The organism is Bradyrhizobium sp. UFLA05-89, from assembly GCF_059803475.1.
This window is the reverse complement of the sequence record NZ_JBANBA010000173.1, coordinates 1-12,178: the sequence shown is the minus strand read 5'-3', so window position 1 is coordinate 12,178 and position 12,178 is coordinate 1. Positions and strand designations below refer to the sequence as shown.

At 61.5% G+C, this 12,178-nt stretch carries 12 protein-coding genes and 1 pseudogene; 6 read left to right on the top strand and 7 right to left on the bottom strand.

Translation table 11 applies throughout. The annotated features are described in order from the left end of the window. The 5 genes and pseudogenes from SO139_RS43505 to ccmB all read left to right on the top strand — a co-directional run. Nucleotides 1-176: pseudogene (locus SO139_RS43505) on the top strand (HAD family hydrolase); the annotation flags it as partial. Between the two features lie 99 nt (nt 177-275). Beyond that, nucleotides 276-440 (top strand): hypothetical protein, encoded by a 165-nt coding sequence (locus tag SO139_RS43500; RefSeq protein WP_498541967.1) that lies wholly within the window; start codon nt 276-278, stop codon nt 438-440. A gap of 786 nt (nt 441-1,226) precedes the next feature. Then, the gene (hemA, locus tag SO139_RS43495; protein ID WP_498541966.1) at nt 1,227-2,579 is read left to right on the top strand and encodes a 5-aminolevulinate synthase; all 1,353 of its coding nucleotides are present in this window, start codon (nt 1,227-1,229) and stop codon (nt 2,577-2,579) included. A gap of 215 nt (nt 2,580-2,794) precedes the next feature. After that, nucleotides 2,795-3,421 carry a heme ABC exporter ATP-binding protein CcmA gene (gene ccmA / locus SO139_RS43490; protein ID WP_498541965.1) on the top strand — a complete coding sequence of 209 codons (627 nt, stop codon included), beginning with the start codon at nt 2,795-2,797 and terminating at the stop codon, nt 3,419-3,421. 130 nt (nt 3,422-3,551) lie between these two features. Further along, nucleotides 3,552-4,214 carry a heme exporter protein CcmB gene (gene ccmB, locus SO139_RS43485; RefSeq protein ID WP_498541964.1) on the top strand — a complete coding sequence of 221 codons (663 nt, stop codon included), beginning with the start codon at nt 3,552-3,554 and terminating at the stop codon, nt 4,212-4,214. 88 nt (nt 4,215-4,302) lie between these two features. Here ccmB and SO139_RS43480 read toward each other — a convergent pair whose 3' ends face one another. From SO139_RS43480 to SO139_RS43455, 6 genes are all read right to left on the bottom strand, one after another. Then, nucleotides 4,303-4,779, bottom strand: a complete 477-nt coding sequence (locus SO139_RS43480; RefSeq protein WP_498541963.1) for a cytochrome c-type biogenesis protein — start codon at nt 4,777-4,779, stop codon at nt 4,303-4,305. After that, on the bottom strand, nt 4,776-6,773 hold the full coding sequence (locus tag SO139_RS43475; RefSeq protein WP_498541962.1) for a heme lyase CcmF/NrfE family subunit: 1,998 nt from the start codon (nt 6,771-6,773) through the stop codon (nt 4,776-4,778). Before SO139_RS43475 ends, SO139_RS43480 begins: the two co-directional genes overlap by 4 nt. A 42-nt stretch (nt 6,774-6,815) precedes the next feature. Next, entirely contained in the window at nt 6,816-7,268 is a 453-nt protein-coding gene (gene ccmE, locus SO139_RS43470; protein WP_498541961.1) for a cytochrome c maturation protein CcmE, read from the bottom strand. A gap of 3 nt (nt 7,269-7,271) precedes the next feature. Continuing rightward, nucleotides 7,272-7,967 carry a c-type cytochrome biogenesis protein CcmI gene (gene ccmI, locus SO139_RS43465; protein WP_498541960.1) on the bottom strand — a complete coding sequence of 232 codons (696 nt, stop codon included), beginning with the start codon at nt 7,965-7,967 and terminating at the stop codon, nt 7,272-7,274. A 209-nt stretch (nt 7,968-8,176) separates the two neighbouring features. Further along, nucleotides 8,177-8,800: a DsbE family thiol:disulfide interchange protein gene (locus SO139_RS43460; protein WP_498541959.1), complete on the bottom strand. Its 624-nt coding sequence runs from the start codon at nt 8,798-8,800 to the stop codon at nt 8,177-8,179. A 159-nt stretch (nt 8,801-8,959) separates the two neighbouring features. Then, complete coding sequence (locus SO139_RS43455) at nt 8,960-9,733, bottom strand: heme ABC transporter permease (protein WP_498541968.1); 774 nt, start codon at nt 9,731-9,733, stop codon at nt 8,960-8,962. 1,013 nt (nt 9,734-10,746) lie between these two features. Between SO139_RS43455 and hemE the strand changes: the two genes are divergently transcribed. Then, the gene (gene hemE, locus SO139_RS43450; RefSeq protein WP_498541958.1) at nt 10,747-11,799 is read left to right on the top strand and encodes a uroporphyrinogen decarboxylase; all 1,053 of its coding nucleotides are present in this window, start codon (nt 10,747-10,749) and stop codon (nt 11,797-11,799) included. Between the two features lie 93 nt (nt 11,800-11,892). Here the strand turns inward: hemE and SO139_RS43445 are convergent, their stop codons facing one another. Next, nucleotides 11,893-12,018: a hypothetical protein gene (locus SO139_RS43445; RefSeq protein ID WP_498541957.1), complete on the bottom strand. Its 126-nt coding sequence runs from the start codon at nt 12,016-12,018 to the stop codon at nt 11,893-11,895. Between the last annotated feature and the right edge of the window lie 160 nt (nt 12,019-12,178).

The following is a 12,178-nucleotide window of genomic DNA, read 5'->3' as shown; positions in this document are numbered from 1 at the left end:
CCGCCGGGGATACCTGGATGATCGGCGACAATCTGGAATGGGAGGTCGTGACGCCGCAGCGCCTCGGCATCTACGCCATCTGGATGGACGTGCATGGCGAGGGCCTGCCTGCGGGATCGCCTATCAAGCCCGACCGCATCATCCGCTCGCTGACCGAGCTATTGCCCCTACCCTAGCGGCAACCTCCCCAAGTGAAGTTCTTCACAGATCGCAATCCGGGATTGCAGTATGATCGCGCTCGGGCGAGAGGGTTCGAGGCGCGGACGGAGGCAGCGATGCAGGACGTTCCAAAGGAAACGAAGCGCGCGCAGGCGCCTGCCAAGAAGCCAGGCCTGTGGGACAGCATCCAGTCCTGGGACAGTCGCCTTTCGGTCACCAAGGGATTGACCATCGTCGAAAGCCGCTCTCCGATCGAATCTGCTCTTGCCTCGCTTCACTAGCTGCTCCATTGCTACCTTAAGTTCTTCGCTTCTGTAACGGGCCTCGATCAGTCAATCCCTTTTTGCGTTGTCCACTCGCCGGGGTCTCGTATACGGCAAAACGTGTCAATCGTCCTGGCGAAGGCACTTCGCTTCGAGAAGCCGTAGTGTCATGACCGGCCCGAGCTGTTGCGCGCCTCCTGTCAGACTGCTCCAGCGTTGAAGGGGTGCTCGGTTGGTAACCATGCGACGCATGACACCGCCAGTCGGCGGGCGAGTCCCACCTTGTCTTGCTCATGCCGGCGCGCGCCTGCGATCCGCATCGCCCGGCTCTTCAGTTGTGAACGGCCCTTGAGCGGCTTGGTAGTATGATTTGGGGCGGCATCGTAGAGTGCCGTGCGCAACAAACCCTTGCCAATCTTGCTGTTCCGTCCGGTGTAATCTCGCGATGGCGTTTGCGTCGGGGCGCCGTGCTCACCATGCAAGCCTTTGAAGCCGAGACCGTGACATCAAAGCGATTCACTCGAAACGAAGCTTGAAGCGACCGCTTCGCCGCGACCGCCCGCGCGACGCTCGATCCCGCCAATCTCGGGCGCCGTTCGCCCTCGTGCCTTAAGATGCGATTGCTGACGATTGCACGGGAACGGGCGTAGGTTTCCCAAAAGGGACTCAGACGTAGGCTATATGTGAGTTACTTCAGGCGGCGGCGCCCGACCATTACCGGGGGTTTTGCAAATTATAACTGAGAGGAGTGCGAAGTGCTGTGCGTGATGAGCTATGGTCGAGCGACGGTCAGCGGAGATTTAGATGGACGATCTGGACGTATCGGCAAGGTGGCAATCAGGGCGTCCGACGCACGAAAGCGTCGGTAACAGACATTTGTGTGCGGATATAGTGCCGGGGCAAGGAGCGTTGACGTCGTCCAACGGGACTTTCTGCAATAACAATTGTGCGGCCGAAGCGTACGAACGTCATTTCCACGCCTCTCTTGAGCGCCTGCACGGAGAGCAGCGTTATCGCGTCTTCGCGGACATCGAACGCATCTCCGGCCGCTTCCCAGCCGCCAAATTGCGCCGGTCTGACGGAACCGTTACAGAGATCACGGTTTGGTGCTCCAATGACTATCTCGGCATGGGACAGCATCCGGAGGTCGTGAGTGCGCTGACCGCGACAGCACACCGTTGCGGCGCCGGAGCGGGTGGAACGCGCAACATCGCCGGAAATAATTCGCCCTTGGTTGATTTAGAGGGCGAGCTTGCTGATCTGCATGGCAAGGAAGCGAGCCTCGTCTTTACCTCCGGCTACGTATCGAACCAGGCCAGCATTTCGACGATCGGTAAGCTGATCCCCGACTGCGTGGTCTTATCTGATGCACTTAACCACAATTCGATTATTGAAGGCGTCCGTCAATCAAGTTGCGAAAAGTGGATTTTCCGCCACAACGATCTCGGTCATCTTGAGGCGTTGCTGCGCAAAGCAGGAAACCGCCCCAAGCTTATCGTGTTCGAGTCCGTATACTCGATGGATGGCGATGTGGCCCCGATCGGCGCCATTTGCGACCTTGCGGACCAGTACGGTGCGATGACCTATCTCGACGAGGTTCACGCGGTCGGCCTCTACGGCGCTCACGGGGGCGGCATCGGCGAGCGTGATGGCGTGATGCACCGCGTGACCGTGATCGAGGGTACCCTCGCCAAGGGGTTCGGCTGTGTCGGCGGCTATATCTCGGCGTCGCGTTTGATCTGCGACGCGGTGCGCAGCTTCGCGCCCGGATTCATCTTCACGACGGCACTCCCTCCAGCAATTGCTGCCGCCGCCCATGCGTCCGTTCGCTACCTGAAGCACTCGTCCGCCGAGCGCGAAGCACACCAACGACAAGCCGCTGCAACGAAACGGGCGCTCCATGCCGCCGGGCTTCCGGTCCTCCCGAACGAAACCCACATCGTGCCTGTGATTGTCGGCGATGCGCAATTGTGCAAGGCGGCGGCCGATCGCCTTCTAGAGCGCCACGCCATCTATATCCAGCCGATCAACTATCCGACCGTTCCCCGTGGGACGGAGCGTCTGCGCATCACGCCGTCACCATATCACGGGGAGACCCACATAGCGGAACTCGCAGCTGCGCTCGCTGAGACCTGGGACACCCTCTCTCTTGCCTGAGAGCCGTGCTTGGCAGCGCCCCCTTCGCAACCGCCTCCCCAATGCATCGAACGGTTGTCGGCTACCCGACGGGCGCAGACCTTGCTGGGAAGGCGTCGCCTGTTCGGGATTGCGGCCGCAGCAACACGCTGATCCAGAATCGTTCATTTCGGTAGGCCCTCCAACCGGGCGTTCGAAAGCGATCCGAACGAGACAACGGGCAACCGGAAATGAAAATGGATATTACGCAGCGGTGCTATCTCCTGATCGAGGATCTGTCCGTCGCGCGCGGCGAGCGCGTGGTCTTCGGCGGGGTGTCTTTGCGACTGGGCTCGGGCGAAATCGCCGAAGTGACGGGTCCCAATGGCGTGGGCAAAACCACACTTTTGCGCGCGATCGCCGGTTTCTTTCCGCTGGGATCCGGCCGCATGTCATGGGTGGAGTCCGAAGCCACGGACTCGGCGCCACTGGCAGAGCGCCTCCACTACGTGGGCCATCTCGACGGGCTGAAATCAGCGTTGACCGCCCGCGAAAACCTCGAGATCGGCCTGGGAACTTTGGGGCGAGGTCGGCTAACCCCGTTAGAGGCGCTGGACCGTATGGAGTTAGCCCACGTTCTCAATCTGCCTGTCGGTTATCTCTCCGCGGGGCAGCGTCGCCGTGTCGCATTGGCCCGGCTCCTGACTGCCGATCGCCCTCTATGGCTACTCGACGAACCGCTAACCGCACTCGACCGACACGCACGCGCGTTGCTGAAGGCTCTAGTGGCCGACCATCTCGGAAGCGGAGGATTGATGCTCGCCGCGACCCACGAACCACTCGGTCTGCCGGGGACAATCCAAGTCAGGCTCGAAGCGAGGTGAAGGTCGTCTCGTTGCGGATGGATCGGCACCCTCGTAGCCGTCTGTCTCAAGGTCGGGAGAGAAGAGATCACGCCGCTCTTCCGATTTCCCGCGAGTGGTCTCGAAGTGATGGCGACGCCGGATGGAGGCCATGACCCGTATTCTGCTCGTCGTTTTTCTTCGCGACCTTATGCTGGCGCGCCGCATCGGTGGAGGCGGGATTCTCGGCCTGGTCTTCTTCCTCAGTCTCGTGACGGTCGTACCTTTCGCGATCGGGCCTGACCTGCGCTTGCTGTCGCGGATCGGTCCAGCCATTCTGTGGATAGCGGCGCTCCTCGCGAGTCTATTGGGCCTTGACCGTCTGTTCCAGGCGGATCACGAGGACGGTTCGCTGGAGCAGATGTTACTGTCGCCGGCTCCCCTAGAACTCATTGTTCTGGTGAAGTGCATGGCCCACTGGTTCGTCACGGGGCTGCCGCTCGTGATGCTCTCGCCTTTGTTTGGCCTGATGTTGGACTTGGACGGCCCAGCGCTCCGCGCGGTGCCCGCGACATTGTTGGTTGGTACGCCGGCTTTCACCTTTCTGGGAGCAATCGGTGCGGCGCTTACCGTCACGCTGCGGCGCGGCGGTCTTTTGCTGTCGATCCTTGTCGTGCCACTAGCCGTGCCGGTGCTGATCTTCGGTGTCTCCGCGGCGCAGAGTGGCACAGTGCCCTTTCTCACGCCCTTCCTGGTCCTCTGCGCGCTCGGACTCGCATCCGTAGCGCTCGCCCCAATCGCCGCAGCCTCAGCACTTCGCGGCGCGGGAGAATGACGACGCACGCAGCGGGTTTGCTGGGGTCGCCGCCGTGGAACGACTCCGCACGCCTCCGAAGTTAAAACGGCTTGACCATCAGAAATGCTTACAGCGGAGTGTCGGCCTCTAACACAGCCGCGAGCCGATCCCGCTCGGCTTGGCTTAAGGGCGCCGCCGGCGTGGACTGCGGGCGGCGCAATCCGAACAGGAGAGCAATCCCGCCCGCTACGAGCACCAAAGCCGGCATTCCCCAGAGGAAGGCGGTTTCCAAGTCGAGTGGTGGTTTCAATAGGATGAAGTTCCCGTAACGCTTCACCAGAAAGGCGCGGACCTGCTCGTCGCTCTCGCCGAGATTAAGGCGTTCGCGTACCAGCAGTCGGAGATCCCTCGCGAGCTCTGCTTTCGAATCGTCGATCGACTCGTTTTGGCAGACCAGGCAGCGCAGCCCGGCGGAAATCGTGCGCGCGCGTGCCTCAAGTTTCGGATCGGGCAGGATCTCGTCTGGCTGCACCGCCCTTGCCAAGCTGGGCGCGAGGCCTGCGAGTACGATCGAAAGCAGAAGAATGCGACGAAGCGAAGTCATTCGGCGGGCTCCGGCGCTGCGGGGTTGGCGGCGGCGCGGACGCGACTCGCGCGGCGCGCGAAGCCGATTCTGAGGCGCCTATCGGACAACGACAAGATCCCTCCGAACGCAATGATGACGGCGCCAATCCAGATGGCCGTCACAAGCGGCTTCCAGAACATGCGCGCATCGATCGAACCATCCGCATGCTGGTCCCCGAGCGAAATGTAGATCTGGCCAAAACCCAGCGTCACGATGCCTGCCTCGGTGACGGTGATCCGTCGTGCGGGAAAGCTGCGCTTGGCGGGCTCGACGGTGGCCACGGCCGCGCCGCCCCGGCTGATGACCGTGTAGGCAACGACTTCGGAATAGTTCGGGCCTTGTCGCGATCGAAGATTCTCGATGGTGGCGTGATAGGGGCCGAGATCAATCCCCTCGCCTGGCTTGACGGTCGCAATCCGCTCCACGCCCCAGCCGATAGCCGCTAAGCCCATGAGTGTCACGCCGAGGCCAGCGTGAGCGATCGCCGTACCCCAGGCGGAGCGCGGCAGCCCGACCGCGCGGGCCAGCATCACCCGAGCGGGCTGCCCACGTGCCCAGATACGCGACGCCACATCGGCGAACGAACCGACGATGAGGTAGACGGCGAGGCCGAGACCGACCGCGGCGAGGACGGGGCCGCCTCGGATGATAGCCACGAGCACAAGGGCGACCACGAGGCCCGCCAAGGCTGCGACCGTCACCCGTTGCGCCGCTCCTAGCAGGTCGCCACGCTTCCAGGCAAGCGATTGACCGAGCGGCATCAGCAGAACGATCAGCGCTACTAGCGGACCGAGCGTCAAATTAAAAAACGGTGCGCCGACCGAGATCTTGTCCTCGGTGAGAGCCTCAAGCGCGAGCGGATAGAGCGTGCCGGTCAGGACCGTAGCGCAGCAGGTGGCGAGCAGCAGATTGTTGACTGCGAGCGCGCTCTCGCGTGACACGGGCGCGAACACACTAGGCAGGTCCAGGGAAGGCGACCGCCAAGCATAAAGCGCGAGGGAGCCGCCAATGAACACGGTCAAGATGACGAGGATGAAGACGCCGCGCGCCGGGTCGCTGGCGAAGGAATGAACGGAGGTCAGCACCCCTGAGCGCACCAGGAATGTGCCGAGCAGCGATAGCGAGAATGTGACTATCGCCAGGAACAGTGTCCAGATCTTGAGGGCCTCGCGTTTCTCCATGACGGCAGCCGAATGCAGGAGCGCGGTACCCGCAAGCCAGGGCATGAGCGACGCGTTCTCGACCGGATCCCAGAACCAGAACCCGCCCCAGCCTAGTGTGTAATAGGCCCAGTACGAGCCCATGGCGATCCCAAGCGTCAGAAAGATCCAAGCAATCAATACCCAAGGCCGAACGTAGCGGGCCCAAGCGGCGTCTAGCCGGCCGCTGATCAGCGCCGCCACCGCGAACGAGAACACGATCGAGGAACCGACATAGCCGAGGTAAAGGAGCGGCGGGTGTATCGCGAGGCCCGGGTCTTGAAGCAGCGGATTGAGGTCCTGGCCTTCAAAGGGCGCCGGAAACCGTCGCACGAAGGGATCGGAGGTGAACAGGATGAAGCAGAGGAAGGCAAGGGAGATCCAGCCTTGGACCGCTAGCGTATTGGCGCGCAATTCGTTCGCCATGTCGCGCCCGAGACTCGCCACTGCCGCCCCGAAGGCCGCGAGAATCAGAACCCAAAGCAGCATGGATCCTTCATGATTGCCCCAGACGCCCGCGATTTTGTAAACAAGTGGTTTGGTGGTGAGCGAGTTCTCGGCGACTGTCACGAGACTGAAGTCGGACACCACATGGGCGTAAGTCAGTGCCGCGAAGGCATAGCCCAACAACAAGAACTGGGTGATCGCGGCCGGGACCGCAATGGAAGCGAGTCCAGAATCACCACTGCGGGTCCCCCAGAGCGGCAGAACTGACTGAAGCAGCGCGACGGCGAGAGCCAGGGCGAGCGCGTAATGTCCGGTTTCGACGATCATCCTTTGGGTCCCATCGGCTGCGATGTCTCGTGGAAGGCGGCGCTATTGGGCTCGCGCGGATCTTTCGTTGCGCCAAGCGCCTTGTTGCTTGAGCTTGTCGGTTACGTCCTTGGGCATGTATCGCTCGTCGTGTTTGGCGAGCACGGTATCGGCATGAATAAGGCCCGGTCCCTCCACCGTGCCTTCGGCCACGACGCCCTGTCCTTCACGGAAGAGATCCGGCAGCAATCCAGTGTAGCTGACTTTGATGTCGTGCTTCAGGTCGGTCACCGCGAAGACAACGGTCGACGATCCACCATAGGTAAGTGAGCCGCGTTTCACCATGCCGCCGATGCGCAGACGGGTTCCTCGCGGCGGTGCCTTTTCGGCAATCTCGGTCGGCCCGTAGAAGAAGACGATACTGTCACGCAACGCAAACAGAATGAGTCCTACTGCGACGGCTAAAGCAAAGCCTGCGGCGCTGATAATAGCCAGGCGCCTACCCTTTCTAGTCACGGCCTACCCCTTCAAACCAAGCTGCCTGACGAGTTCATCGATGCGCGTCGGAGCTTGCGCATCGCCTGCTAACTGGGCACGTGCGCTTGCGACGGCGGCCTCGGCCTTCTGACGTTCACCCAATACGACGTAAGACCTAATCAGTTGCATCCATCCCTGAAGGTCATGGCCGTTCTTCGAGAGCTTCTCGGCGAGTCCTCCCACCATCCCGCGGATCGCGTCGCTACTCTGTTCCGGAGAAAGCGATGCGATTTCAGCCCGGGCTTGACCGGCGATTTCAGGAACGGCGGCAGCGAAGTTGAAGTCCCCACCCGCGCGCCTCGATGCGATCGGCATGTCAGGCTGGCTGGGAGCGCCGACCTTGAAATACGACGCGAGCGCGACGAGTGGCAGCACTAGGACGACCGCCAAGGCTGCAGAAGAGCGTCTCGGCTGCCAGCGCCGCGACGCGCGCGGCCGGCTCTCCGACGGGGAGTCGAGTGACGCGAGCAGCCGGCGTTCGATCTCGGCACGGGTCGCCACGGCATCATCGGGCGCAATCAGTCCACGGCGGACGTCATCATCCGCTTCGGCCAGAAGGCCGCGATAGAAGGTCACGTCGGAATCGTGAGCATCAAAGGTCTCGCACCGCACAGAGAGCGATCGGGCCAGAGCCAGCACGACCGCGGATGTCATCATTGCAAAGACAGCCCAGAGCACGTTTCAAGGCCTCCGACCGTTTTCGCCGCTGCGCAGCGCACCATATTGTTGGGCATCCGCCGAAAATCGGACTGCTTCTGAGTGCCCGCTTCCATGGTCCGATCGATCAATCCTGAATAATATAAGTGGACGGAATTCTATGCGGCCGAGACAAGAAAAAACTTTCTCTGCATCTCTCGCGCCTGGATGGGGAGCTTGCAAGACGGTCGTCATGGACGCTCCGCCTCTGCAATTGCGGTCATCAAAGCAGGTCGGCTCGCGTCCGAGATACCACCAACAAGCTTGTAGGCGATTGTGCCATCGCCCTTGATCACATAGGTCTCGGGGACGCCATAGACGCCGAAATCGATCCCCGTTCGGCCGGACCGGTCAGTGCCAACCTGTGTGAAGGGGTTCCCATTGGCGGCGAGATAGGCTAGCGCGTTTTTAGGATCGTCCTTGTAGAGGATGCCGGTAAGCTTCACCCCCTGTCGCTTCAGCGTCCGGTCGCCCGCCAACGCCATCAGCGCCCCTTGTTCTTCTCGGCACTCGACACACCATGATGCGAACACGTTCACGATGGTCACGTGCCCCCTCCGCAGATCGGCGCTCGATAAACCAGGTGGACCGGACGTCGAAAGCCCATCGAGTGGCTCCAACGCAAATTGCGGTGCTGGCTTGCCGATCAGAGCCGAGCGCACGAGCGATGGGTCTTCGGCGCCGAGCCGCACCAGCAGTAATGCCGCAATTCCTAAGAAGCCCAGAAGCGGGATAATCACCCACAGGCGGGCGAGTGCTGGTCGAGGGGTTGCGGCGCTTGCTGGGAGGTGACTCCAGGCTGGGATTTTGCTCATACGCGACCCCGCGGATCCGAGTGATCAGGTAGCATGCGACGCAAGGTACGGAGCTGAACGCGATAATCGAGGAGGACCGCCGCGATCATCCCGGCCAGGATGGTGCCCGTCACCAGAAAAGCCGCCGTAATGAATCCGATATGCTGCACGATGATCTGCTCAGGATGCCGCTTCGGTAGGCAGCATGCGAGCCACAGCGGGTTCGCCCGCGGCAGCCAGCGTAATCGCAAGCCGCCGGACTCGGCGTCGCATGATTTCGTTACGGACCGCCATTACGTGGAGGGTCGCGAACAGAAGCGTGTATGCGAGCGCCATAACGATTAGCGGCCACAACATCGAGCCGGCAATCGCCGAGCCCTCCATCCGGAATACCGAAGCCGGCTGGTGGAGAGTGTTCCACCAATCAACCGAGAATTTCACGATCGGGATGTTGATGAACCCCACCAATGTCATGATCGAAACTGCTCGTGCAGCCCTACTCGGGTCCTCGATCGTCTGCCAGAGCGCGATCAGACCGAGATAGATGAGAAACAGAACCAACACGGAGGTGAGCCGGGCGTCCCAGACCCAATATGTGCCCCACATCGGCTTACCCCAGAGGGAGCCTGTGATGAGGCAGATGAAGGTGAAAGCTGCTCCAAGTGGCGCAGCCGCCTTTTGTGCTGCATCGGCAAGAGGATGACGCCAAACTAAGGATCCGAGCGCAGACACCGCCATGAACGTGTAGGCAAGCATCGCTGTCCACGCGGCGGGGATGTGGATGTACATAATGCGCGCCGTCTCGCCTTGTTGGTAGTCGGGTGGCGCGGCGAATGTTCCAAATAGACCGAGTGCGAAGGCAAAGCCTGCCGACCCCCAAAGCCAAGGCAGCAGCTTTGCGGTAATACGCAAGAAATTACCAGGATTGCTGTAGGCGGTGAAGCTCAGCCTCAAATTTCCGATCTCCTCGAAGCCAACTTGCAGGCCGGGAATTCGCTCGCTTCCGAATGCGGCTCGTGACGAAGGTGCCATTGGTGGGCCCGTCTGCAAGCCCATGAGTATTGCATCACACCGGCGGCGATTTCGCCAATTACCGACAGTTATCGTTTCGATGCCCGTTAGGCGCCCCGAGGTTCGAGATCTCCATCGCATGTTGAGGCAGATGATAAGGCAGTCATCGTGGCCGGTGCTGTCGACATCATTCGGCATGCAAAATTTGAACGCCGCTTGACAGTAATGCCGCGCTCGATGCTCGACGTAATGCGCTACCAGCGACGACCTGCGTCTTGCCGAGTGTGGCTGGCTTTAAGGGGCGAGCGCCTCGACCTTCGTATGGGTCCGTTACCCGTTTGGATGCCAGACCTGTACCGACGTTCAATTGAGTCGCCAATCGCGATTGTCTAATCATTAGGCTGTGCGGTAGCGCTCCCGGCTATCGCTGCCCACCTTGGGCGTTTCCTCCCCAGACTTGGGCCGCTTGTGGCAACGCAGGCGGCCATTCTTTCTATGTGTACCCGCATGAAATTAGAACCGACGTCTGGTCGAGCTACGGTCACTTCTTACCCGCGCGCAATGGCGTCAACCGGGTGCTCGGTGCGATCTAGTGAATGCGGGCTGGAAAGCAAGAACCGGCCCGCAAGCAGGCAGTTGCAGGACAAGGTCGGCGGCGTACGCTGCGACCGAGGAGCGGCACGAAGTTGTCCTGAAAGGCTTTACGATTCCATGATCGACGAGTTCGCTTGCGCACTACTGGCCCATTGGGGAGATTGCCTGCGCGGCGCGCCGCATGGTTATCTTGAGGCGGCATGACGAGCAGGCTGTGCGCGGAATTTCTCAGCCACATGCTCCCTCCATTTGCGCTAAAGCAGCGCGACGCGCGCCTCGGCGGTTCCAGATCTGCCTTGGTCGGACGCGGCGCGCCGTGTATCAGAGGCGTCAAAATGTCGACAGTCCAGCAGGAACGTTTCTTGTCCCAAGAATCTCAAAATTCGTCTAAGCCGCTCGTTGAAGTGCTTGCCGGGAAGCGCCAGGCGGTCCCGCCGATCTGGATGATGCGGCAGGCCGGCCGCTATCTGCCCGAATATCGCGAATTGCGGGCCAAAGCCGGCAGCTTCCTCGACCTCTGCTTCACGCCGGAACATGCCGCCGAAGTCACGCTGCAGCCGATCCGCCGCTTCAACTTCGACGCTGCCATCATCTTCTCCGACATCCTCGTCATTCCCTACGCGCTCGGCCGCTCGGTGCGGTTCGAGGCCGGCGAAGGGCCACGGCTCGATCCGCTGGACACGCCGGAAAGCGTGAAAACGTTAGCTGCGCATGCGAACTTCGCGAAGCTCGAGCCGGTCTATGAAGCGCTGTGTCGCGTGCGGCGCGAACTCGATGACAGGGTCGCGCTGATCGGCTTCTGCGGCGCGCCATGGACGGTCGCGACCTATATGGTGGCGGGTCAAGGCACGCCCGATCAGGCGCCAGCGCGGATGATGGCCTATCGGCACCCGCAATCGTTCGCGGCCATCATCGACGTGCTGGTGGAGAATTCGATCCACTATTTGGTGGGTCAGTTGAAAGCCGGCGCCGACTGCGTGCAGCTGTTCGACACCTGGGCCGGCGTGTTACCGGCGCGCGAGTTCGAGCGCTGGTCGATCGAGCCAGCCCGCCGTATCGTCGAAGGCGTGCGCAAACAGGTGCCGGACGCCAAGATCATCGGTTTTCCGCGTGGCGCAGCCGGCATGCTCCCCTCCTACGTGGAAGCAACCGGTATCAACGCCGTCAGCATCGACTGGACCGCAGAGCCGGCGATGATCCGCGAACGCGTGCAGAGCCGCGCCGCAGTGCAGGGCAATCTCGATCCGCTCGCGCTGATTGCCGGTGGCGACGCGCTCGATCGCGCGATCGACGATCTTCTTGAGAATTACGGCAAGGGCCGGCTGATCTTCAATCTCGGCCACGGCATCCAGCCGAAGACGCCAATCGCCCATGTCGAGCAGATGGTGCAGCGGGTGCGGGCGTATCGCGGTTAGCCATCATGCCCCGCGAAGGCGGGGCATCGAGTAACCACCGGCGCTCACTAGAACGGAGAGGCTTCGCACGTACTGGTTCTCCGGTTTCGCGCATCATGACAGCAGAGTTTGCAGGCGCGTCAGCGCGTAGGTTACCGTGCGTCCTCCAAAATCGTGTCCGACGCTCTCCGCGGCCATGATCGTCAGCGCATTGGTATTGCTTAACATCAGGTTCGGCATGATCGGGACGTCGACGACCTTCGGGCGCGGATCGATTGCCTCCGCGCAATAGGTCTTCAGGATCCTGTGCAGGAATCACGCTCCCTGATTTGATTGTGCAGGCAGGGTGAATTGAAATGTCGCGCCCTGAGGTTGGGCGGCGGCGGCCCACACTCGTCCC

Coding starts and splice junctions, on each gene's coding strand:
- SO139_RS43480 (WP_498541963.1), bottom strand. CDS start 4,779: ATGACTTCGCTTCGTCGCATTCTTCTGCTTTCGATCGTACTCGCAGGC.
- SO139_RS43500 (WP_498541967.1), top strand. CDS start 276: ATGCAGGACGTTCCAAAGGAAACGAAGCGCGCGCAGGCGCCTGCCAAG.
- SO139_RS43460 (WP_498541959.1), bottom strand. CDS start 8,800: ATGAGCAAAATCCCAGCCTGGAGTCACCTCCCAGCAAGCGCCGCAACC.
- hemA (WP_498541966.1), top strand. CDS start 1,227: ATGGACGATCTGGACGTATCGGCAAGGTGGCAATCAGGGCGTCCGACG.
- SO139_RS43475 (WP_498541962.1), bottom strand. CDS start 6,773: ATGATCGTCGAAACCGGACATTACGCGCTCGCCCTGGCTCTCGCCGTC.
- ccmB (WP_498541964.1), top strand. CDS start 3,552: ATGACCCGTATTCTGCTCGTCGTTTTTCTTCGCGACCTTATGCTGGCG.
- SO139_RS43445 (WP_498541957.1), bottom strand. CDS start 12,018: ATGCCGAACCTGATGTTAAGCAATACCAATGCGCTGACGATCATGGCC.
- ccmA (WP_498541965.1), top strand. CDS start 2,795: ATGGATATTACGCAGCGGTGCTATCTCCTGATCGAGGATCTGTCCGTC.